Below are 19,134 nucleotides of genomic sequence, written 5' to 3' on the forward strand. Positions count from 1 at the left end.
CTACGGGCGCAGAGCCCGCAGCAGGAGGTCGGCCAGGTGGTCGGCGACCTGCTGCGGGGTCAGCGGCCCGTCGGGGCGGTACCAGGTCGACAGGTGGTGGACCGAGCCGAAGTGGTAGTCCACCACCAGGTCGGCGGGGGTCGCGTCGGAGAACACCCCGGCCCGCTGGCCCTCCTCGATCAGGGCGCGGAAGCGCTCGTGGTAGCGCCGCCGCTCGGTGCGCACCTGCTTGTTCTTCTCCGGGCTCAGGTGGTGCATCGAGCGGAAGAAGATCGAGGCGTCGTCGAGGTTGTCGATGGTCGTGACGACGACGTCCGCGGCGGCGTCCCGCAGCCGCTGCTCCACCGGGGCGTCCGCCTCCGCGAAGGCGTCGAGCCGCTCCTGCTGGAGCCGCAGGACCCGGGCGTAGACCTCCTGGAGCAGGTCCTCCTTGGAGCCGAAGTAGTGGTAGAGGGCGCCCTTCGTGACGCCCGCCGCCTCCACGATCTCCTGGACGGAGGTCCGGTCGTAGCCCTGCTCGGCGAAGAGCCGGGTGGCGGCGGCGAGGAGCCGCTGGGGAACGGGCGCCCCGTTCCCCTCCGTCGTCCTGGCCATGCTGCGCCGCCTTTCGTCCATGCGTCTGCTCACGTGCTCACGTGCTCACTGGCTCACTTCGGGGACCGCAGGTCCCGCCTGAGGATCTTCCCACTAGTCGTCTTGGGCAGCTCCGGCAGGATCTCGACCTCGCGCGGGTATTTGTACGCGGCGAGCCGCCCGGCACAGTACGCGGACAGCTCGGCCGGGTCCGCGGCGGCGCCGGGGCGCAGGCTCACGTAGGCCTTCACCGTCTCGCCGCGGTAGGCGTCGGGGACGCCGACGACGGCCGCCTCGCGGACCGCCGGGTGGGTGTAGAGGACGTCCTCGACCTCGCGCGGCCACACCTTGAAGCCGGAGGCGTTGATCATGTCCTTCTTGCGGTCGACGACGTAGAGCCAGCCGTCGGCGTCCATGAAGCCGATGTCGCCGGTGCGCAGCTCCCCGTCGGGGAACGCGGCGGCGGTGGCCTCGGGCAGCCGCCAGTAGCCGGGGACGACCTGGGGGCCGCGGACGGCGATCTCGCCCTGCTCGCCGAAGGGCACGTCGGCGCCGGTCTCGTCGACGATCCGGACGACGGTGTCGGGTCCGGGCACGCCGACCGAGAGGGTGCCGGAGACGGGGTCGACGGGCGCCTCGTGCTGCGGCGGTACGGAGGCGCAGGGCGCGGTGCACTCGGTGAGGCCGTAGCCGTTGCGGATGTACGGGCCGAAGCCGGCCCGGAACTTCTCGACCAGGGCGGGCGGCACGGGCGCGCCGCCGGAGGAGATCACCAGGAAGGACGAGAAGTGGTCGGGGGTGGCGCCGGGGTGGGCGCCGAGCGCCATGAAGGCGGTGGAGGGGCCGACGGTGTAGGCCGGGCGGTGCTCCAGGAAGGCGTCCAGGACCACGCCGGCCTCGAAGCGGTAGGCGAGGACGAGGGTGCCGCCGTTGACGAGGCAGGCGCCGAGCTCGCAGACCAGGCCGGTGATGTGGAAGAGCGGGGCGAGGACGAAGTAGCCGGCGCCGGGCGGGACGGGGTGGCCGGTGCGCTGGCGTTCGGCGTTGTGGACGATGCCCCGGTGCAGGTTGAGGGCGCCCTTGGGGGTGCCGCTGGTGCCGGAGGTGTAGCTGATCAGGGCGATGTCGTCGGTGGCGAGCTCGCGCCCCTCGGGGGCCGGGTGTCCGGCGCGGGCGACCGCGAGCAGGTCGTCGACCTCGGTGGGCACGGCCTCGAAGCCGAGGACGCGCGGGTCGTTCCGGGTCTGCAGCTGGCGCTCGTCGGCGGTGAGGGCGATCCCGACACCGGCCGCGGCGGCGGTGTCGCGGACGTGGTCCGCCCACGCGCGGTCGGAGCAGACGACGGCGCGGGCGCCCGAGTCGCGCAGGGCGTGGCCGACCTCGGCCGCCTTGTACATGGGGTTGAGCGGCACGACGGCGGCCCCGGCCTTCCACGCGCCGAGCAGGGCCAGCACGAAGTGCGGGCTGTTCTGCAGCATGACCGCGACCCGGTCGCCGCGCCCGACGCCGCGGGCGGCGAGGTGTCCGGCGACGGAGTCGGAGAGCGCGTCGGTCTCGGCGTACGTGAGGCGCGCGTCGAAGTAGACGAGCGCCGGGTGGTCGGGGGTGCGGGCGGCGGCGGCCCGGAAGGCGTGCAGCAGGGTGGGCGGCGGGTCGATCGGGGCCCGCTGGGCCTCGCTGAGCCGGCCGAGCCAGGGCCTGGCGGCGTAGCTCGATTCCGCGGCGTGCTCGCCCTGGGCGGCCCCGTGTGCGGTCATGCGCCCGCTCCTTCCCACTTCTGCTGGATGTGGTTCATGTTGCCGAGCCAGCGCTCCGGGTCGCCGGCCCGGGCCCGGTAGTAGGCGCCGACCTCGGGGTGCGGAAGGACCAGGAAGCGGTCCTCGGCCATGGCGTCGAAGAGCGCTGCGGCGACGTCCCCGGGCTCGATGGCGGTGGGGGCGAGGACGAGTTCGCCGGCCGAGCCGGCGGCGGTCAGCATGTCCGTACGCACGCCCTGCGGGCAGATCGCGTGCACCTTGAGGCCGCGGTGGCGATAGGTGAGCGAGAGCCATTCGGCGAAGGCGTAGGCGCCGTGCTTGGAGACGCTGTACGGGGCGGCGCCGACCATGGTGAGCAGTCCGGCGGCGGACACGGTGGACACGAAGCGTCCCTCGCCGCGCTCCAGCCAGTCGGGCAGCAGGGCGCGGGCGGCGCGCACATGCGCCATCACGTTGACGTCCCAGGCGGCGGCCCAGACCGCCTCGTCGGCGAAGGCGTCGCCGGGCGAGGCGAGACCGGCGTTGGCGCACCAGACGTCGATCCGGCCGCCGAGCGCGGCGCGGGCCTCCTCGACGACGGCGGAGGCGTCACCGGGCACGGCGAGGGCGCCGATCTCCTCGGCCGCCGCCTTGGTGCGGTCCGGGTCGAGGTCGTTGACGACGACACGCGCGCCCTCGGCGGCGAACCGCCGGGCCAGTGCCGCGCCGATACCGCCCGCCGCGCCCGTGACGACCACTCCCGCGCCTTGCACCGTACTCATCCGGCCCACCTCTCCGTTGCGGTTCTGCGGGCAGACTAACCAGTCGGTATGTCGTCGTGGAAGAGGTCGTGGCACGCCTCGTTCCGCCCGGGCCCGTCGGGCGCTAGCGTGCGGGGCCATGTCAGGGAAGGCGATCAAGGAGGTTTCCTCATGAGCCGTACGAACCTGTCCGGAATGTCGAGACGCGGTCTGCTGGCGGCGGGCGCGAGCGGCGCGCTGGCGGCGGCCGTGACGGCCGCCCCCGCGGCGGCCGACGCGCCGCCCGGAAAGGGCCGGCGGGTGCGCACCGGCTTCGACCGGCTCGCCGCCGACGGCTACGCGCCGCTGGCCGGGCAGCGGGTCGGCGTGGTCACCAACCCGACCGGCATCACCGCCGACGCCCGGCACCTCGTGGACGTGATGCACGCCGACGAACGCGTCGACCTGGTCGCCGTCTTCGGCCCGGAGCACGGCTTCCGCGGCACCGCCCAGGCCGGCGGCTCGGAGGGCCGCTACGACGACCCGGCGACCGGACTGCCCGTCTACGACACGTATCTGAAGAGCGGTCAGCCGCTCGCGGACGTGTTCACCGCCTCGGGCGTGGACACCGTCGTCTTCGACATCCAGGACGTCGGCGCCCGTTTCTACACGTACATCTGGACGCTGTACGACTGCATGGGCGCCGCCGCGCTCGCGGGGAAGCGCTTCGTGGTCCTGGACCGGCCGAACCCGGTGACCGGGCGGGCGGCGCTCGGTCCGGTCCTGGACCGGGCGTTCGCCACCTTCGTGGGCCGCGAGCCGATCGCGCAGGCGCACGGCATGACGGTGGCGGAGCTGGCCCGGCTGTTCAACGCGGAGTTCCTGGCGAAGCCGGTGCCGCTGGAGACGGTCGCGGTGAGCGGCTGGCGGCGGGCCGACTTCTTCGACGCGACCGGGCTGCCGTGGGTGCCGCCGAGCCCCAACATGCCGACCGCCGACACGGCGCTCGTCTACTCCGGCACCTGTCTCTTCGAGGGCACCAACCTCTCCGAGGGGCGCGGCACCACCCGGCCCTTCGAACTGCTCGGCGCGGAGGGGATCGACGGGCGCTGGGCGGAGGCGGCGAACGCGGCCGGTCTGCCGGGCGTGCGCTTCCGCGAGGCGTACTTCGCGCCCACCTTCTCCAAGTTCCAGGGGAAGACGGTCGGCGGGGTGCAGCTGATGGTGCACGACCGCGCGGCCTTCGACCCGGTCCGCACCGGCATCGCGCTGCTCGTCACGGCGCGGCGGGTCTGGAGCGGCTTCGCCTGGCGCCCGGACAACTGGATCGACAAGCTCACCGGCTCGACCCGGGTGCGCACGCTGATCGACGCGGGAGCCGGCGCCGACGAGGTGGTCGGCGCCTGGGACGCGGACCTGGCGGCGTTCCGGGCGATGCGGCAGGAGTACCTGATGTACCACTAGGCGGGTACCCGAGGGACCACTAGGGGACGGGGTGGGGCTGACCCCCGGGAGAGATCGGGTGGGTCCCGGATGGTCCCGCCCGGTCGCCGGGGCGAGGCTGGAGTCATGGACCTTCGCTTACGTACGCGGCGCTCCGTCGCCGCCCTGCTCGCCGCGCTGTGCCTGGGCCTGACGGCCCCGGCCGCCGCCGCGGCGAGCCCCGCCCCGACGCCCGCGGTCACGGATCCGGCCCCGACGCCGACACCGACCGTCCCGGATCCGGCCCGTGAACTCGCCGTCACCGCCCGGCCGTTCGAGGACAACCGCACCCTGGAGAGAATCGTCGGCGACGCCCAGGTGGTCGGGGTAGGCGAGGCCACCCACAGCTCGGCCGAGTTCTTCCGCGCCAAGCACCGGATCTTCGAACGGCTCGTGGAGCGCCAGGGGTTCACCACCTTCGCCCTGGAGGCGAACTGGAGCACCGGGCTGCTGATCGACGACTACGTGCGCTTCGGCAGGGGCGACATCCGGAAGATCATGAAGGACGAGTTCCAGAACTCGTACGCCTTCTGGAACACCGACGAATACCTGGACCTGTTCCTCTGGATGCGGCAGCACAATCTGCGCCACCCGGACCACCCGGTGCGGTTCATGGGCAACGACCTCGGCTACGCGGGCCCCAACCTCTTCGACGCGGTCACCGGCTATGTGGCCCGCACCCGGCCCGCCCTGCTCCCCCGCTTCCGCGAGCTGTACCGCGCCTCACGGCCCACCGGCCACGACGTCGACGGCTGGATGAGCGCCCATCTGGGCATGCCTTTGGCCGAACGGCGGGCCATGGCGGCCGAGGTGAACCAGGCCCTCGCGCTCCTGGAGCGGCAGGGTCCGGCCGGGAAGAGCCGGGCCGCCCGCGAGGCGTACGCCTGGGCGGTGCAGCACGCCCGCGCGATCGCCCAGGTCGGCACGGAGTACGCGTACGACATCACCTCGGAGACCGACATCGCCGCGGCGATGCTCTACCGCGACCGGATCATGGCCGAGAACACGGTGTGGTGGCAGCGGCAGACCGGCGACCGGATGGTCCTGTCCGCGCACAACGCGCACATCGGCTACGAGTCGACCAAGCCGGACGTGTACCCGCGCATGCAGGGCGCGTTCCTGCGGGACGCGCTGGGCCGGGACTACGTCGCGATCGGGGCCGCCTTCGGGCGCGGCTCGTTCAACGCGCACGACGCGCGGGCCGCCGGCGAGCCGGTGCGGCGGTTCACCGTCGGGCCGCTCGGCCCGGACAGCAACGCCCATGTCCTGGACCGGGTCTCCGACCGCCCGTATCTGCTCGACCTGCGGACGGCCACCCCGGCGGCGCGGGACTGGCTGGGCGTCGCCCGGCCCACCCTGGCGATAGGCACCACATACCCCTGGGAGGGCGACCTGGCCGACATACGGCTCGCCGCCGCGTACGACGCCCTGGTGTACTTCCCGGTCATCACCGCCGCCCGGCTGCGTTTCTGACGACTGGCCGCCCCTCCACGCGGGAAGAATGCCGGTGCCAACGGCGCTCCTCGACACGGAGGGACGGGCCCATGACGGTGACGAGTGTCGATCCGTACCGCGCGGTGGTCCTCGACAAGGACGGCGACGGGCCGGCCGGCCAGGCGGGGGCGCTCGCGGGGCTCGCCCGCGCGGGCTGCACGGACCTGGTGCTCTTCACGCACGGCTGGAACAACTCGCCGTCCGTGGCGACCGGTCTCTTCGACCGCTTCTTCGAGCCGTTCCCGGCGCTGTCCGGGCCCGGCCGGCGGCTCGGCTACGCGGGCCTGGTATGGCCGTCGATCATGTTCTCCGACGAGCGTGTGCCGGACTATCCGGCGCTCCGGGCGGTCCTCCCGGAGCGGGCGGCGGCGGTGGACCGGATCGAGGAGCTGCTCGCCGCGGAGCCGGCGGACGAGGCGGCCCTGTCGGAGTTCTCCGGGCTGCTGCGGGAGCTCACCGGGACCGAGGCCGAGGGCCGGGCGGCGGTGGGGGACGCCGCCCCGGTGCCGCAGTTCCTGGTCGGCGATCCGGCGATGGTGTACGGGATGTTCGCCGACGCCCTGGAGAGCACCGAGGGCGGACGGGGCTCCGAGGCCGAGGCCGGGGCCGAGGCGCTGTTCGGCGGGAATCCGGCGGGGCGGCTCTGGAAGGGCGCCCGGGAGGCGCTGCGGCAGGCCACGTACTTCACGATGAAGCGCCGGGCGGGCGTGGTCGGCGAGCGGGGCCTGGGCCCGCTGCTCGGCGAGCTCGGCCGGGCGGCGCCGGGGCTGCGGGTGCATCTGGTCGGGCACAGTTTCGGCGGCCGCCTCGTCGCGTACGCCCTGCGCGGGCTGCCCGCCGGGACCCGGAACGTGAAGTCGGTGACCGTGCTCCAGGGCGCCTTCTCGCACTACGCCTTCGCGGCCCGGCTGCCGCACGACCGCGGCCACGGCGGCTCGCTGGCCGGACTGCAGGACCGGATCGACGGCCCGCTGGTGGCCTGCCACTCCCACCGCGACACCGCGCTGCGGGTCTTCTACCCGCTGGCCTCCCGGGTCTCCCGGGACGACGAGTCGCTGTTCGGCGACGAGCGGCGCTGGTGGGCGATCGGCTACGACGGCGTGCAGGCCGTCCCGGGCACGGCGGCCCGCAGCCTCGCGGCCGTCGTCGCCGACGGGCTGCCGGGGACGGGCTGTGTGAGCGTGGACGCGGCGCAGGTGGTGACCGAGCACAGCGACATCTGCCATGCCGAGCTGGCCCGGGTGGTGGCCCGGGCGGGCCGCTTCGACTGAGCCGCGCGCCGCCCCGTACGGGCACCCCGTACGGGGGCCTCGTACGGCCGTCTCCCCCGGCCGGTTTTCGGCCGATGCGCCGAAGTCCGGCGGAACACGATGGAACACGATGCGGCTCTCGTTCGTCCCTCTCATATCGCCGGAGTGCTAGCGACGGAGGTGGCAGACGATGGCCGGGTTCCGGAGTCTCGCGAGACAGGTGCGCGACCCAGGGTGCGACACGGCGCTGCGGCGCTATTCGCTGCGCAAGTGCCTGGAGCGGTTCGCGCCCTACGGTCACCGGGCGACCTGGGACCATCTGTGCCGCAGGCACGGCTTCGGTCCCGAGGACCGGGAGGCCGATCCGAGCCGGCTGGTGGCCGCGCTCGACGAGCTGGAGGCGGCACGGACGGTCTGGCTCGCGTACGAGGAGGAGTTCGCCGAGCGGCGGCGCCGCGAGAAGCACGGCGGACTGCGCCGGCCGGGCGGGCTCGACGAGTGGCACCGCAGGATCTGGGGCGGCAACGGGGTGGCCCGCTGCGACGACCCGTCCCACCATCCCGCCGAGCCGCTGCCCGAAGTGGTGGGGCGCCTGGTGGCCGCGCTGCGGCGGGGCCCGGGCGAGCTGTGCCCGGTGTGCGCGGGCCCGCACATCGAGTGGCGCGGCGGGCCGGCGGACGAGCCGTGGTTCGGTCCGGCCTGCGGGGACTGCGGGGTGCTGATACCGCGGGCGGTGCTGACGCCCCGGGCGCTCGCCCGGACCCGGGGGGCCGTTCCGGCCCGGCTCGCGTCGGTGGCGTGATGCTGCAGGTGTGCCTCAACGGCAGCCGCGGGCCCGGGGAGCCGGCGGCCGTTCCGGCGGTCCCGGAGGCGCTGGCCGAGTCCGCCGCCGCGGCCGTCGCGGCGGGCGCCGAGGACGTGCATGTGCACCCGAGGACGCCGTGCGGGAGCGACACCCTCTCGCCGCGGGTGCTCGCCGAGACGCTGACCGCGATCCGCGCGGTGGTGGACGTGCCGGTGGGCGTGACGACCGGGGCGTGGGCGGAGCCCGATCCGGTGCGCCGGCTGGCCCGGGTGCGGGCCTGGACGGTGCTGCCCGACCACGCCTCCGTGAACTGGCACGAGCCGGGCGCCGAGGCCCTCGCCGCTGCCCTGCTCGACCGGGGCGTAGCCGTGGAGGCGGGCCTGTGGTCGGGCACCGACGGGCCGGCCCGTTTCCTGCGCTCCTCGCTCGCGCCCCGGGTGCTGCGGGTGCTCGCCGAGGTGACGGACCCCTCGTCGGCCCGGGCCGAGGACACCGCGCGCGCCCTGCTCGCGACCCTCGCCCGCTCGCCGCACGCCCGGCCGGTGCTGCTGCACGGCGAGAACGGCTCGGCCTGGCCGGTCCTGCGGCTGGCCCGGCGGCTCGGTCTGGACACCCGGATCGGTCTGGAGGACACCCTGCTGCTCCCGGACGGCACCCCGGCCGCCACCAACGCTCAGCTGGTGTCGGCGGCGCTCGCCGAGTCCGCCGCGGCGACCGTCTCGGCATAGGCGATCCACCGCTCCTCGGGCGGCAGCGCGAGCAGCGGCACCCGGGCGTCCAGGCGGGAGGCGTGCCGGAGGAGCCAGTCCTGGACCTCGGCGAGCGGGTCGGGCGCCCAGGAGGACGTCCAGGACGAGGCGTCGTCCTGAAGCAGGTCGTCGACCCCCTCGTCCAGCCAGGCGACCAGGTGCCGCCGCGGCACCTCCTCGCCCAGGTGCGCCGCCCAGTGGTCGAGCATCGGCGTCACGGACTGGCGCATGTCGGCGCAGAGTTCGTACACGGTCCGCAGCCCGGAAGCGGGCGTCGGCGACGCCAGCGCCTCGGCCCACCACACGGAGAGGAACCCGTCGACGGCCTCGGCCTCCTCGCGGGGCCAGGCCTGCCAGCCGGTGCGGCCGAGGCCCGTGGGGAGATATCCCGCTCCTTCGAAGCGCCCCTCCGCCGCGTAGGCGAGGAACTGCGGCAACAGGCGGCGGATCACGCCGGGATGGTCGGCGAAGTGGTCGGGTGTCTCGTGGAACATCATCCGCACCAGATCGTCGCTCATCGGCGCGCGCGGCACCGTGAGCAGCGCCAACTCCTCGGGGAAGTAGCAGCGGCCGCAGCCGCCCGGCTTCGCGGTCCGGCCGGCGAAGACCCGCTCCACGCGGCGGTGGGCGGCGGCGAGCGCCGATGACATGGCGGCGGGGGTGGTGTGGTGGTCGCTCATCGGGGCGTTCCTGACGGGACTCCGCCGGGTCGGCGCCCGGCGAAGAGAGGGACGCTACCAGGCAACAATCCGTTCGCCCAGGGGAATTCGGAGGCGGCACAGTGTGCGGCGATGACCACGCCACCCGATCACCCGAAACGACCGGAGTTCTGACATGTCGACGCTGCGCGTCACCGCCGAGACCTTGACCGTCCACGAGCACCCCAACGCCGACGCGCTCGAACTCGCGCAGGTCGGTCTGTACCGCGCGGTGGTCGCCAAGGGCAGCTACCGGACCGGAGACGTGGCGCTCTACATCCCCGAACAGGCGGTGCTGCCCGCGCCGTTGGTCGACGAGCTGGGGCTGACCGGCCGGCTCGCGGGGAAGGCCTCGGACCGGGTCAAGGCGGTGCGGCTGCGCGGCGAGCTGTCGCAGGGGATCGTGTGCCGGCCGAAGGCGCTCGACGGGGTGGACCTGGAGCGGGCGGCGAAGGACGGCACGGACTTCGCGGAGCTGCTCGGGATCGTCAAGTGGGCGCCGCCGGTGCCGCCGACGATGAGCGGCGAGGTGGAGGCGGCGCCGGACCTGCTGCCCTGGGTGGACATCGAGAACCTGCACCGCTTTCCGGACATCTTCACGCCCGGCGAGCCGGTGGTCCTCACCGAGAAGCTGCACGGCACGGCCTGCCTGGTCACCTACCTCGCCGCGGAGGACCGGACGCTCGTCTCCTCCAAGGGCTTCGGGGCGAAGGGCCTCGCGCTGAAGGAGGACCCGCGCAACCTGTACTGGCGCGCGGTGCACGGCCATGGCCTGTCCGCCGTCGCGGCCCGGCTCGCGGCGCGCCTCGGGGCCTCCCGGGTCGGCCTGTTCGGCGAGGTGTACGGGGCGGGGGTTCAGGACCTGGCGTACGGGGCGAACGCCCGCGCGGAGGACGGTGTCGGCTTCGCGCTGTTCGACCTGGCGGCCGAGGTCGACGGGCAGGTGCGCTGGCTGGACCCGGCCGAGGTCCTGGAGCCGGGCGAGCTGCCCCTCGTACCGCGGCTGCACACCGGCCCGTACGACCTGGACACCGTCCTCGCGCTGGCGAGCGGCCGGGAGACGGTCTCCGGGCGCGAGCTGCATCTGCGCGAGGGCGTCGTGATCCGCCCGGTGACCGAGCGGCACAGTCCGGTGGTCGGCGGGCGCGCGATCGCGAAGGCGGTCAGCCCGGCGTATCTGACCCGCAAGGGCGGCACCGAGTACGAGTGACGCCGTCCGACCGGCCGCACAGACCGAGCGGGGCCCGCCCACGGGGGTGGTGGGCCCCGCTCTCTCATGTCTCCCGCGCGTCCCGGCGCCTACGCGTCCCGGCGCTCCGGCATCAGGCGGGAGCCGGTGAGCCGCTCGCCGAAGACGTCGTCGGGGTTGGACAGGACGCAGTTCTCCAGGGACAGACAGCCGCAGCCGATGCAGTCGGTGAGATGGTCCCGGAGCCGGCCCAGCTGGGTGATCCGCTCGTCGAGCTCGGCCCGCCAGTCCGCCGAGAGCCGCGCCCAGTCGTCACGGGTCGGGGTGCGTTCCTCGGGCAGCCGGGCGAGCGCGTCGCGGACGGTGGCGAGCGGGATGCCGACCCGCTGCGCGGCCCGGATGAAGGCGACCCGGCGCAGGATGTCCCGTCCGTAGCGGCGCTGGTTGCCGCTGGTGCGGCGGCTGCTGATCAGCCCCTTCGCCTCGTAGAAGTGGAGGGCGGAGACGGCCGCGCCGCTGCGCGCGGACAGCTGGCCGACGGTGAGTTCGTGGATCTTCTCGGGAATCTGCGGCACTCGTCCGAGCCTAGTCCGTTGACACGGACCCACCCCGACCCACAACATGCTAAGCAGTCGCTTAGAGACGTGCGCGAGCATGGCATCAGAGAGGGAGCGGAACATGGCCGAGCCGAGGATCTTCACCTCCGCCGAGGAACTGCGCGCCGGGGTCGGCGAGCAGCTGGGACACAGCGACTGGCTGGAGATCGAGCAGAAGCGGATCGACCAGTTCGCCGACGCCACCGGCGACCACCAGTGGATCCACGTCGACCCGGAGCGCGCGGCCGGCGGCCCGTTCGGGAAGACCATCGCCCACGGCTATCTGACCCTGTCGCTGCTGCCCACCCTGGTGCCGCAGATCATGCGGGTCGAGGGCATGAGGATGGGCCTCAACTACGGCACCAACAAGGTGCGGTTCCCCGCCCCGGTGCCGGTCGGCTCGCGACTGCGGGCCACCGCCGTGCTCACCGAGGTGACGGAGGCCGGCGGCGGCGTACAGGTGACGGCGACGGTGACCGTGGAGCGCGAGGGCGGCGACAAGCCGGTCTGCGTCGCGGAGTCGGTCTCGCGCTACTACTTCTGAACCGGCGGACTGCTGCCGGACCGCCGGACTGCTGCCGGACCGGCGGACTACTGCCGGACCGGCGGACTAGCCCTGCGGCGCCGGCGCCTGGGCGCCGACCATCCTGAGCACGAGGCCGGCGTAGAGCGCGCCGACCTCGTCGGCCGTGTGCCGGCCCTGGGTGTTGAACCAGCGCGAGACGTCGATGCAGAGCGACAGGATCGCGACCGCGGTGCCGGCCACGTCGGGGACGTCGAACTCCCCGGCGGCCACGCCCTCGTTGATGATCCGCCGCACGGTGGCGTCCGACTCGCGGCGCAGCGCCACGATCTCGGTGCGGTGCTCGGGGCCGAGGGCGTCGAGCTCGTACTGCACGACCCGCGCGGTGGTGTGCCGCTCGGCGTGCCAGCGGACGAAGGACCGTACGGCGTCGGCGAGCCGCTCGGCGGCGGTGCCGGGGCCGTCGGCGGCCGCCCGCAGGATCTCCAGGGCCTTGTCGTGGCCGATCCGGCTGATCCGGTGGAGCAGCTCTTCCTTGGTCTTGTAGTGGATGTAGAGCGCGGCCGGGCTCATGCCGGCCCGGCCCGCGATGTCCCGGGTCGTGGTGGCGTGGTAGCCGCGCTCGGCGAACGCCTCGACCGCCGCGACCAGCAGGCGCCGGGCGGCCTCGGGCGTGACCTCGCCCCACGGCATGTCCTCGCCGCCGGGCGTCTCCTCCGCCACGCTCATCGCACACTCCTCCTCGGGCCGTCAGGGACGAACACCATACAACGAAGCTGAGCAAGCGCTTAGCGGTCGGCCGATTCGTCGCCGGTCAGAGCTTCTGGAAGGGGTCGTGCTCGGCGAGCAGCTTCTCCAGGCGGGCCTGGTCGACCCGGCTGACGATCTGGCCCGCCTCCTGCCGGTCGCGGACGACCTTGGCGAGGGTGAAGGCGGAGGTGGTGAGGTAGAGGACGGAGATGGCGAGGAAGGCGCGCACCCAGGCGCTGGCGTCGAGCTGGTAGACGCCGATGGCCACGGCGGCCAGTGCGAGGCCGAAGGAGATGACGGCCTGCGCGTAGTAGGCGGCGGTGTTCTGCTGCTTGACCGGTGTGTCGCTCATGCCGGACAGGATCGGGCGGATGTGGCCCGCGCCACATCCGCCCGGATACTCACGCACCCCGCCCGGGTACTCAGCTTCGGCAGGCTCAGAAGGCGGAGACTCCGGTGAGCGCGCGTCCGATGATGAGCTTCTGGATCTGACTGGTGCCCTCGTAGAGGGTCATCACGCGGGCGTCGCGGAGCAGCTTGCCGACCGGGTACTCGTCGATGTAGCCGTAGCCGCCGAAGACCTGGAGGGCGTTGTTCGCCGAGCGGACGGCGGCCTCGGAGGCGTACAGCTTGGCCTTGGAGGCGGCGGTGGCGAAGTCCTGGCCGCGGTCGACGAGGTCGGCGACCCGCCAGGTCAGCAACCGGGCGGCGTCGACGTCCACGGCGATGTCGCTGATCAGCTCCTGGACGAGCTGGTACGAGGCGATCGGCTTGCCGAACTGCTCGCGCTCCCCGGCGTAGCGGACGGCCGCGTCGAGGGCGGCCTGCGCGATGCCGACGCAGCCGGCGGCGACCGACATCCGGCCCTTGGCGAGGGCGGACATGGCGACGGAGAAGCCCTTGCCCTCGGGGCCGAGCAGCGCGCTCGCCGGGACGCGGACGCCCTCCAGGACGAGTTCGGCGGTGGCCTGGCCGCGCAGGCCGAGCTTGCCGTGGACGGGGCGGCGGGTGAGGCCGGGGGTGTCGGTGGGGACGAGGAAGGCGGAGACGCCGCGGTGGCCGGGGCCGCCGGTGCGGGCGAAGAGCAGCACCACGTCGGCCCAGGTGCCGTTGGTGATGAACATCTTGGTGCCGTCGATCACGTAGGTGTCGCCGTCGCGGACCGCGCGGGTGGCGAGGTTGCCGGCGTCGGAGCCGGTGCCGGGCTCGGTGAGGCCGAAGCAGCCGATGGCCTCGCCGGAGGTGAGCCGGGGCAGCCAGGCGCGCTTCTGCTCCTCGTCGCCCCAGGCGGCGACGGTCTTGGCAACCAGGCCGAGCGAGACGGAGACGATGCCGCGGACCGAGGAGTCGCCGCGGCCCAGTTCCTCGGTGACCAGGCAGTAGGCGAGATGGTCGCCGCCGGAGCCGCCGTACTCCTCGGGGACGGTCAGACCGAGGAAGCCGACGGCACCGAGCTTCTTCACGATGCCCCGGTCCACCTCCTCGGCGCGATCCCAGGCGACGGCGTGCGGGGCGACCTCGCGGGCGACGAAGTCCTCGGCGAGCCGGCGTACGGCCTCCTGCTCCTCGCTGAGCTCCAGATTCATGGCGTCACCCCATCGGTCGGGTCGGGTCGGGTCCGGGCTGGGCCGGGGCCGGTCGCGGCCGGTCGCGGCCGGTCGCCCGGGATTTAATTACCACTGCTAGTTTTCTTGGCCCCGCCTACTATGTGCGCCATGGCCCGACCGCGCAAGCCCCTGCTCAGCCGAGACCGCATCGTCGCGACGGCGGGCACGCTCGTGGACGCCGAGGGCCTGGCCGCGCTCTCCACCCGGCGGCTCGCGGCCGAACTCGGCGTCAGCGGCCCCTCCCTCTACAACCACTTCCGCACCAAGGACGAGATCCTGGACGCGGTCGCGGACACGGTCAGCGCGAAAGTCGACCTGTCGATGTTCGCGCCGGACGACCCGCGTGACTGGCGCACCGCGCTGCACGACTGGGCGGTCTCCTACCGCGCGGCCCTGACCGACCACCCGAACCTGGTCCCCCTGCTCGCCCAGGGCCCCGGCCGCCGCCCGGCCGGCCTCAAGGTCGCGGACGCGGTCTTCGGCGCGATGGTCCGCGCCGGCTGGCCACCCGCCCAGGCCACCCGCATCGGCGCCCTGATGCGCTACTTCATCACCGGCTCCGCCCTCGGCTCCTTCGCCCGCGGCTTCGTCAACGACGAGGACGCCTACGACCCCGCCGACTACCCTCACCTGGGACAGGCCCACCTGCTCGCGGAGCGCGGCGAACAGGTCGACGAGGGGGCGTTCGAGACGGGCCTGCGGGCGCTCCTCGACGGGCTTGCGATGCAGTACGAGGCGGGGATACGGGGGACATGGCCGAAGCAGGACTCGACGAACGGCTCGTAGCGGCGGTACGGGCGGGGAACGCGGAGGAGGTCCGCCGGCTCCTGGAGGCCGGCGCCGCCCCGGACACGGCGGACGAGGACGGGCTGCCACTGCTGTGCGCGGCGATCGCGGCGTACGACGCGGAGGTGGCCGAGGAACTCGCGATGGGCGGCGCCGACCCGAACCGGCTGCTCCCCGACGGGTCGACCCCGCTGCTGCGGGCGATCGAGGGCGGCTCGCCCGCGGTCGTCTCGGCGACGCTCGCCCACGACCCGGGCCCGCGGCTGCGCGGGCCCGCCGGGGACCGGGCCCTGGCCGCCGCACGCAGCTGGTACGAGCGGAGCAGGGCAGCGACCGGAGAGCGGACCCGGGTGCCGGACGACGAGTTCACGTACGTCGACGAACTCGTCCTGGACGGACGCACGGTGCGGGCCGGGCACGGCGCGATCCTCACCGAGCTGGAGTGGGGGCTGGGCATCCTCACGCCCGTCGAGGAGCTGGCGGACCGGGCGGTGAGGTATCCGGACTGGGAGCACGTGGACTGGTCGAGCTCCGTGTGGGTGCTCGCCTCGCTGCGGCGCAGCAAGGAGACCTGGACCGAAGTCGCGGCGCTGCGCCGGCATCCGGACCCGGACCACCGTCGGTTCGCCGCCCATGTCCTGTGGTCCCTGACGCTCCTCGAGGACGGCAAGGTCCCGTCGTACGAGGCCGAGACGAGCGACCTCCTGGCCCGCTGGGCGACGGAGGAGACGGACGCGCGGGTGCTGGCGGCGGTGCTCCGCGCCTGGTCGGCCGAGCACGACCACCCGGACATGGTGGCGACCGGGCTGCGGTACACCGGCCACCCGGACGCGGAGGTCCGCGCGGCGGTGCCGGACTGCGTCGATGGCACACCGCTCGCCCCGGAGGCGCGGGCGGCGCTCCTCGGGCTCGTCCGCGACGCGGACGCCGGGGTGCGCGGCGCCGCGGGGGCGGTCCTCGGCGGGCACCTCGACGGCTCGCCGGACGTCCGTCAGGCGCTGGTCCGCCTGGCCCGCGACCCTGACGAGGGCGTGCGATGGATGGCCGCGGAGCGTCTCTCCGAGGGCGACGACCACGCGCCGGAGGTGGCCGACGCACTCGCCGGGCTCCTCGACGAGGAGTTTCAACTGGTGCGGATCATCGCCGCGTACGGTCTGATGCGGCACGACGACCCACGCACCCCCGACGCCTACGCCCGCATCGGGCCGCTGGAGGCCGGTTACGAGGATGACCACCGCTGGTGCGCGCTGGGGAACTGGGGCTGGGAGCGGCGCAACGGTTCGGCCGGCACCGAAGAGTGACTGCGGCATCCTGGGGTCATGGCCCCCAAAGACCTCGCCGCCCTGGCCGCCCTGTTCGCCGACGAGACCCGCGCCGCCTTCCTCCTCGCCCTGCTGGACGGGCGGGCCTGGACCGCCGGGGAGCTGGCCCGGCGGGCGAAGGTGGCGCCGTCCACGGCCAGTGAGCACCTGGGCAAGCTGGTCGCGGGCGGGGTGCTCGCCGAGGAGCGGCAGGGGCGGCACCGGTATGTACGGCTCGCCGATTCCGGGGTCGCGCACCTGGTCGAGGACCTGGCCGCGCGTGCGGAACCGGACGTGCCGGCCGCGCCGCGCGGGCTGCGGGCGGTGAGCGCCGGGCAGGCGATGGCCCGTGGGCGCACCTGCTACGACCATCTGGCCGGGCGGCTCGGGATCGCGATCGCCGAGGCGATGACGGCCCGCGGGCTGCTGCGCCAGGACACCGGCTTCGCGCTCACCGACGCCGGGCTCGCCTGGTTCGCGGACCTGGGCCTCCCTCTCGTACGGGGCCGGGGGCGGCGGCCGGTGGCCCGAGGCTGTCTCGACTGGACCGAGCGCAAGCCGCATCTCGCCGGGCTCGCGGGCGCGGCGCTGTGCCGGCACGCGCTGGACGCCGGCTGGTGCGTACGGATCGGGTCCGAGCGGGCGGTGAAGGTGACCGCGGCCGGGGAGCGGGCGCTGCACGCGGCGCTCGGCATCGAGCCGGCGGAGCTGCGATGAGGCCGGGGCGGCCGGGGCCGCGCGATATTGCGGTGAACACCGAAGGGTCCGCGTCCTACGGTCCTCCCATGCCGAACTCGTCAACCGCGTCCCCTCCCTCCCCCGCCGCCCACACCTCGCGGCTCGCGCTCGCCGCCGCGGGCGTCACCGTCGTCCTGTGGGCCTCCGCCTTCGTGTCCATCCGCAGCGCGGGGGCCGCCTACTCCCCCGGCGCTCTCGCGCTCGGCCGGCTGCTCGCCGGTTCGCTCGTCCTCGGTGCCGTGCTCCTGGTGCGGCGGGAGGGGTTGCCGCCCCGGGCCGCGTGGCGCGGGATCGCGGTGTCGGGCCTGCTGTGGTTCGGCGTGTACATGGTGGTGCTCAACTGGGGTGAGCAGGAGGTCGACGCCGGCACGGCGGCGATGGTCGTGAACATCGGGCCGATCCTGATCGCGCTGCTCGGCGCGAAGGTGCTCGGCGAGGCGCTGCCGCCGCGGCTGCTCGCGGGCATGGCGGTGTCCTTCGCGGGCGCGGTCGCGGTGGGGCTCTCGATGTCCGCCGGTTCGGGCGGCGGGCACGCCTCGGTGCTCGGGGTGCTGCTGTGTCTGCTCGCGGCGGTGGCGTACGCGGGCGGGGTGGTGGCGCAGAAGCCGGCGCTCGCGCACGGCAGCGCGCTGCAGGTGACGACCTTCGGGTGTCTGGTCGGCACGGTGGGATGCCTGCCGTTCGCCGGGCAGTTGGTCGCCGAGGCGGGCCGGGCCCCGCTGTCGGCGACCCTCAACATGATCTATCTCGGAGTGTTCCCGACCGCCCTCGCCTTCACCACCTGGGCCTATGCCCTGGCCCGCACCACGGCGGGCCGGATGGGCGCGACGACCTACGCCGTGCCGGCCCTGGTGGTGCTGCTCGCCTGGGTGTTCCTCGGCGAGCTGCCGGGGCTGCTCACGCTCGGCGGCGGCGCGCTGTGCCTGGCGGGCGTGGCGGTGTCCCGGTCCCGCCCGCGCCCGCGGGCGGTCGAACAGCCCGCGCCCGCACCCGTACAGGACTAGCCCGGTACGGGACTAGAACACGACGAGGGCGCGGCCGCCCTTGCCCGCGAGCATGTTGTCGAAGGCGCCGGGGATGCCCTCCAGGGTGATCCGTTCGGTGACCAGGGTGCTCAGGTCGAGGCGGCCGGCCCGGATGTGCTCGGCGAGCACGGGCAGATCCTCGGCCGGGTTGGAGTTGCCGTAGACGCAGCCGGCGAGGGTGCGGCCCCAGTGGAAGATCTCCAGGGCGTTGAAGGTGACCTGCTGGTCCTTGCCGCCGATGCCGACGACGGTGGTGCGGCCGCCGCGCCGGGTGGACTCCCACGCGGTACGGATGGTGGCGGCGCGGCCGACGCACTCCACGGCCACGTCGGCGCCGTGACCACCGGTGAGCGCCCGGATCTCCTTGGCGGTGGTGTCGGAGGCGACGACGTAGTCGGTGGCACCGGCAGCCCGGGCCAGCTCCTCCTTCTCGGGCGAGACGTCGACGGCGACGATGGTGGCGGCCCCGGCGATCCGGGCGGCCTGGAGGGTGGCGAGGCCGACGCCGCCGACCCCGAAGACCACGACGGTCTCGCCGGCCCGGACCCGGGCGGAGTGGTGGATCGCGCCCCAACCGGTGAGGACGGCGCAGCCGAGCAGCGCGGCCTCGGTGAGCGGCACGCCGTCGGGCACGGGCAGCACACAGTTGGCCGCGACGACCGTCTCCTCGGCGAAGGCGGCGACGTTGAGCCCCGGGTGGAGCTCGGTGCCGTCCTCGGTGCGGGCGTAGACGTTCGCGGCGCCGGCCAGCGCGTTGGTGCACAGCCACACCTCGCCGAGGGTGCAGGGGTGGCAGCTGCCGCAGGACGGCGCCCAGTTGAGGACGACTCCGTCGCCGGGGGCGACATGGGTGACGCCCTCGCCGACGGAGACCACGGTGCCGGCGCCCTCGTGACCGAGGACGGCGGGCACAGGGACCCGCATGGTGCCGTTGGACAGCGACAGGTCGGAGTGGCACACCCCGGCGGCGGCGAGCCGGACCCGGACCTGGCCGGGGCCGGGCTCGGGCAGGACGATGCCGGTGATCTCCAGGGCGGAGCCGACGGCGGGCAGGACGGCGGCGCGGATCACGCTGGTGTCTCCTCGGGGAGC

At 74.1% G+C, this 19,134-nt stretch carries 20 protein-coding genes; 11 read left to right on the plus strand and 9 right to left on the minus strand.

Annotated features, from left to right (window positions below):
- Genes KV205_RS18825 through KV205_RS18835 form a run of 3 tightly spaced genes read right to left on the minus strand, consistent with a single transcriptional unit; the run spans window position 1 to window position 3,091 of the window.
- Window positions 1-594, minus strand: a complete 594-nt coding sequence (locus KV205_RS18825) for a TetR/AcrR family transcriptional regulator (protein WP_265865569.1) — start codon at window positions 592-594, stop codon at window positions 1-3.
- A gap of 53 nt (window positions 595-647) precedes the next feature.
- Window positions 648-2,330 carry a class I adenylate-forming enzyme family protein gene (locus KV205_RS18830; protein ID WP_265865570.1) on the minus strand — a complete coding sequence of 561 codons (1,683 nt, stop codon included), beginning with the start codon at window positions 2,328-2,330 and terminating at the stop codon, window positions 648-650.
- Window positions 2,327-3,091, minus strand: a complete 765-nt coding sequence (locus KV205_RS18835; RefSeq protein ID WP_265865571.1) for an SDR family oxidoreductase — start codon at window positions 3,089-3,091, stop codon at window positions 2,327-2,329. Before KV205_RS18835 ends, KV205_RS18830 begins: the two co-directional genes overlap by 4 nt.
- A gap of 150 nt (window positions 3,092-3,241) precedes the next feature.
- On the opposite strand from KV205_RS18835, the gene KV205_RS18840 reads away from it, so the two are divergent.
- The 5 genes from KV205_RS18840 (at window position 3,242) to KV205_RS18860 (ending at window position 8,808) form a co-directional block, all read left to right on the plus strand.
- A complete protein-coding gene (locus KV205_RS18840; protein WP_265865572.1) occupies window positions 3,242-4,513 on the plus strand; it encodes a DUF1343 domain-containing protein in 1,272 nt (423 codons plus the stop codon).
- A 105-nt stretch (window positions 4,514-4,618) separates the two neighbouring features.
- The gene (locus tag KV205_RS18845; RefSeq protein WP_265865573.1) at window positions 4,619-6,004 is read left to right on the plus strand and encodes an erythromycin esterase family protein; all 1,386 of its coding nucleotides are present in this window, start codon (window positions 4,619-4,621) and stop codon (window positions 6,002-6,004) included.
- A 71-nt stretch (window positions 6,005-6,075) separates the two neighbouring features.
- Window positions 6,076-7,296, plus strand: a complete 1,221-nt coding sequence (locus KV205_RS18850; RefSeq protein ID WP_265865574.1) for a serine-threonine protein kinase — start codon at window positions 6,076-6,078, stop codon at window positions 7,294-7,296.
- A 169-nt stretch (window positions 7,297-7,465) separates the two neighbouring features.
- On the plus strand, window positions 7,466-8,077 hold the full coding sequence (locus tag KV205_RS18855) for a hypothetical protein (protein ID WP_265865575.1): 612 nt from the start codon (window positions 7,466-7,468) through the stop codon (window positions 8,075-8,077).
- On the plus strand, window positions 8,077-8,808 hold the full coding sequence (locus KV205_RS18860) for a 3-keto-5-aminohexanoate cleavage protein (RefSeq protein WP_265865686.1): 732 nt from the start codon (window positions 8,077-8,079) through the stop codon (window positions 8,806-8,808). Before KV205_RS18855 ends, KV205_RS18860 begins: the two co-directional genes overlap by 1 nt.
- Here the strand turns inward: KV205_RS18860 and KV205_RS18865 are convergent.
- Window positions 8,754-9,509, minus strand: a complete 756-nt coding sequence (locus KV205_RS18865) for a hypothetical protein (protein ID WP_265865576.1) — start codon at window positions 9,507-9,509, stop codon at window positions 8,754-8,756. The genes KV205_RS18860 and KV205_RS18865 overlap by 55 nt on opposite strands.
- Before the next feature lie 154 nt (window positions 9,510-9,663).
- Here KV205_RS18865 and KV205_RS18870 point away from each other — a divergent pair, with 154 nt between their 5' ends.
- Window positions 9,664-10,737 carry an RNA ligase (ATP) gene (locus KV205_RS18870; RefSeq protein ID WP_265865577.1) on the plus strand — a complete coding sequence of 358 codons (1,074 nt, stop codon included), beginning with the start codon at window positions 9,664-9,666 and terminating at the stop codon, window positions 10,735-10,737.
- A gap of 89 nt (window positions 10,738-10,826) precedes the next feature.
- Here the strand turns inward: KV205_RS18870 and soxR are convergent, their stop codons facing one another.
- Window positions 10,827-11,291 (minus strand): redox-sensitive transcriptional activator SoxR, encoded by a 465-nt coding sequence (gene soxR / locus KV205_RS18875; protein WP_265865579.1) that lies wholly within the window; start codon window positions 11,289-11,291, stop codon window positions 10,827-10,829.
- 103 nt (window positions 11,292-11,394) lie between these two features.
- Between soxR and KV205_RS18880 the strand changes: the two genes are divergently transcribed.
- Window positions 11,395-11,856 (plus strand): MaoC family dehydratase, encoded by a 462-nt coding sequence (locus KV205_RS18880; RefSeq protein WP_265865580.1) that lies wholly within the window; start codon window positions 11,395-11,397, stop codon window positions 11,854-11,856.
- A 66-nt stretch (window positions 11,857-11,922) separates the two neighbouring features.
- Here the strand turns inward: KV205_RS18880 and KV205_RS18885 are convergent, their stop codons facing one another.
- The 3 genes from KV205_RS18885 to KV205_RS18895 form a co-directional block, all read right to left on the minus strand.
- Complete coding sequence (locus tag KV205_RS18885) at window positions 11,923-12,564, minus strand: TetR/AcrR family transcriptional regulator (RefSeq protein WP_265865581.1); 642 nt, start codon at window positions 12,562-12,564, stop codon at window positions 11,923-11,925.
- An 85-nt stretch (window positions 12,565-12,649) separates the two neighbouring features.
- The gene (locus KV205_RS18890; protein ID WP_265865582.1) at window positions 12,650-12,937 is read right to left on the minus strand and encodes a YiaA/YiaB family inner membrane protein; all 288 of its coding nucleotides are present in this window, start codon (window positions 12,935-12,937) and stop codon (window positions 12,650-12,652) included.
- Window positions 12,938-13,022: 85 nt separating this feature from the next.
- The gene (locus KV205_RS18895; RefSeq protein WP_265865583.1) at window positions 13,023-14,171 is read right to left on the minus strand and encodes an acyl-CoA dehydrogenase family protein; all 1,149 of its coding nucleotides are present in this window, start codon (window positions 14,169-14,171) and stop codon (window positions 13,023-13,025) included.
- A gap of 120 nt (window positions 14,172-14,291) precedes the next feature.
- Here KV205_RS18895 and KV205_RS18900 point away from each other — a divergent pair, with 120 nt between their 5' ends.
- The 4 genes from KV205_RS18900 (at window position 14,292) to KV205_RS18915 (ending at window position 18,021) form a co-directional block, all read left to right on the plus strand.
- Complete coding sequence (locus KV205_RS18900; protein ID WP_265865687.1) at window positions 14,292-14,978, plus strand: TetR/AcrR family transcriptional regulator; 687 nt, start codon at window positions 14,292-14,294, stop codon at window positions 14,976-14,978.
- Window positions 14,945-16,279 carry a HEAT repeat domain-containing protein gene (locus tag KV205_RS18905; RefSeq protein WP_265865584.1) on the plus strand — a complete coding sequence of 445 codons (1,335 nt, stop codon included), beginning with the start codon at window positions 14,945-14,947 and terminating at the stop codon, window positions 16,277-16,279. Before KV205_RS18900 ends, KV205_RS18905 begins: the two co-directional genes overlap by 34 nt.
- An 18-nt stretch (window positions 16,280-16,297) precedes the next feature.
- A complete protein-coding gene (locus tag KV205_RS18910) occupies window positions 16,298-16,996 on the plus strand; it encodes a helix-turn-helix transcriptional regulator (RefSeq protein WP_265865586.1) in 699 nt (232 codons plus the stop codon).
- Between the two features lie 68 nt (window positions 16,997-17,064).
- Window positions 17,065-18,021, plus strand: coding sequence for a DMT family transporter (locus tag KV205_RS18915; protein ID WP_265865587.1), 957 nt, complete (start codon window positions 17,065-17,067; stop codon window positions 18,019-18,021).
- 12 nt (window positions 18,022-18,033) lie between these two features.
- Here KV205_RS18915 and KV205_RS18920 read toward each other — a convergent pair whose 3' ends face one another.
- Window positions 18,034-19,113 carry a Zn-dependent alcohol dehydrogenase gene (locus tag KV205_RS18920; protein ID WP_265865589.1) on the minus strand — a complete coding sequence of 360 codons (1,080 nt, stop codon included), beginning with the start codon at window positions 19,111-19,113 and terminating at the stop codon, window positions 18,034-18,036.
- Window positions 19,114-19,134: the final 21 nt, after the last annotated feature.

This window comes from Streptomyces sp. SKN60, from assembly GCF_026236535.1.
Lineage (GTDB): Bacteria > Actinomycetota > Actinomycetes > Streptomycetales > Streptomycetaceae > Streptomyces.

What these genes read in the sequence shown, in the direction of transcription:
- KV205_RS18860 (WP_265865686.1), top strand. Translation starts at nt 8,077, where the DNA reads ATGCTGCAGGTGTGCCTCAACGGCAGCCGCGGGCCCGGGGAGCCGGCG.
- KV205_RS18900 (WP_265865687.1), top strand. Translation starts at nt 14,292, where the DNA reads ATGTGCGCCATGGCCCGACCGCGCAAGCCCCTGCTCAGCCGAGACCGC.
- KV205_RS18850 (WP_265865574.1), top strand. Translation starts at nt 6,076, where the DNA reads ATGACGGTGACGAGTGTCGATCCGTACCGCGCGGTGGTCCTCGACAAG.
- KV205_RS18915 (WP_265865587.1), top strand. Translation starts at nt 17,065, where the DNA reads ATGCCGAACTCGTCAACCGCGTCCCCTCCCTCCCCCGCCGCCCACACC.
- KV205_RS18865 (WP_265865576.1), bottom strand. Translation starts at nt 9,509, where the DNA reads ATGAGCGACCACCACACCACCCCCGCCGCCATGTCATCGGCGCTCGCC.
- KV205_RS18870 (WP_265865577.1), top strand. Translation starts at nt 9,664, where the DNA reads ATGTCGACGCTGCGCGTCACCGCCGAGACCTTGACCGTCCACGAGCAC.
- KV205_RS18890 (WP_265865582.1), bottom strand. Translation starts at nt 12,937, where the DNA reads ATGAGCGACACACCGGTCAAGCAGCAGAACACCGCCGCCTACTACGCG.
- KV205_RS18840 (WP_265865572.1), top strand. Translation starts at nt 3,242, where the DNA reads ATGAGCCGTACGAACCTGTCCGGAATGTCGAGACGCGGTCTGCTGGCG.
- KV205_RS18885 (WP_265865581.1), bottom strand. Translation starts at nt 12,564, where the DNA reads ATGAGCGTGGCGGAGGAGACGCCCGGCGGCGAGGACATGCCGTGGGGC.
- KV205_RS18905 (WP_265865584.1), top strand. Translation starts at nt 14,945, where the DNA reads ATGGCCGAAGCAGGACTCGACGAACGGCTCGTAGCGGCGGTACGGGCG.
- KV205_RS18845 (WP_265865573.1), top strand. Translation starts at nt 4,619, where the DNA reads ATGGACCTTCGCTTACGTACGCGGCGCTCCGTCGCCGCCCTGCTCGCC.
- KV205_RS18835 (WP_265865571.1), bottom strand. Translation starts at nt 3,091, where the DNA reads ATGAGTACGGTGCAAGGCGCGGGAGTGGTCGTCACGGGCGCGGCGGGC.
- KV205_RS18825 (WP_265865569.1), bottom strand. Translation starts at nt 594, where the DNA reads ATGGCCAGGACGACGGAGGGGAACGGGGCGCCCGTTCCCCAGCGGCTC.
- KV205_RS18895 (WP_265865583.1), bottom strand. Translation starts at nt 14,171, where the DNA reads ATGAATCTGGAGCTCAGCGAGGAGCAGGAGGCCGTACGCCGGCTCGCC.
- KV205_RS18880 (WP_265865580.1), top strand. Translation starts at nt 11,395, where the DNA reads ATGGCCGAGCCGAGGATCTTCACCTCCGCCGAGGAACTGCGCGCCGGG.
- KV205_RS18830 (WP_265865570.1), bottom strand. Translation starts at nt 2,330, where the DNA reads ATGACCGCACACGGGGCCGCCCAGGGCGAGCACGCCGCGGAATCGAGC.
- KV205_RS18910 (WP_265865586.1), top strand. Translation starts at nt 16,298, where the DNA reads ATGGCCCCCAAAGACCTCGCCGCCCTGGCCGCCCTGTTCGCCGACGAG.
- KV205_RS18855 (WP_265865575.1), top strand. Translation starts at nt 7,466, where the DNA reads ATGGCCGGGTTCCGGAGTCTCGCGAGACAGGTGCGCGACCCAGGGTGC.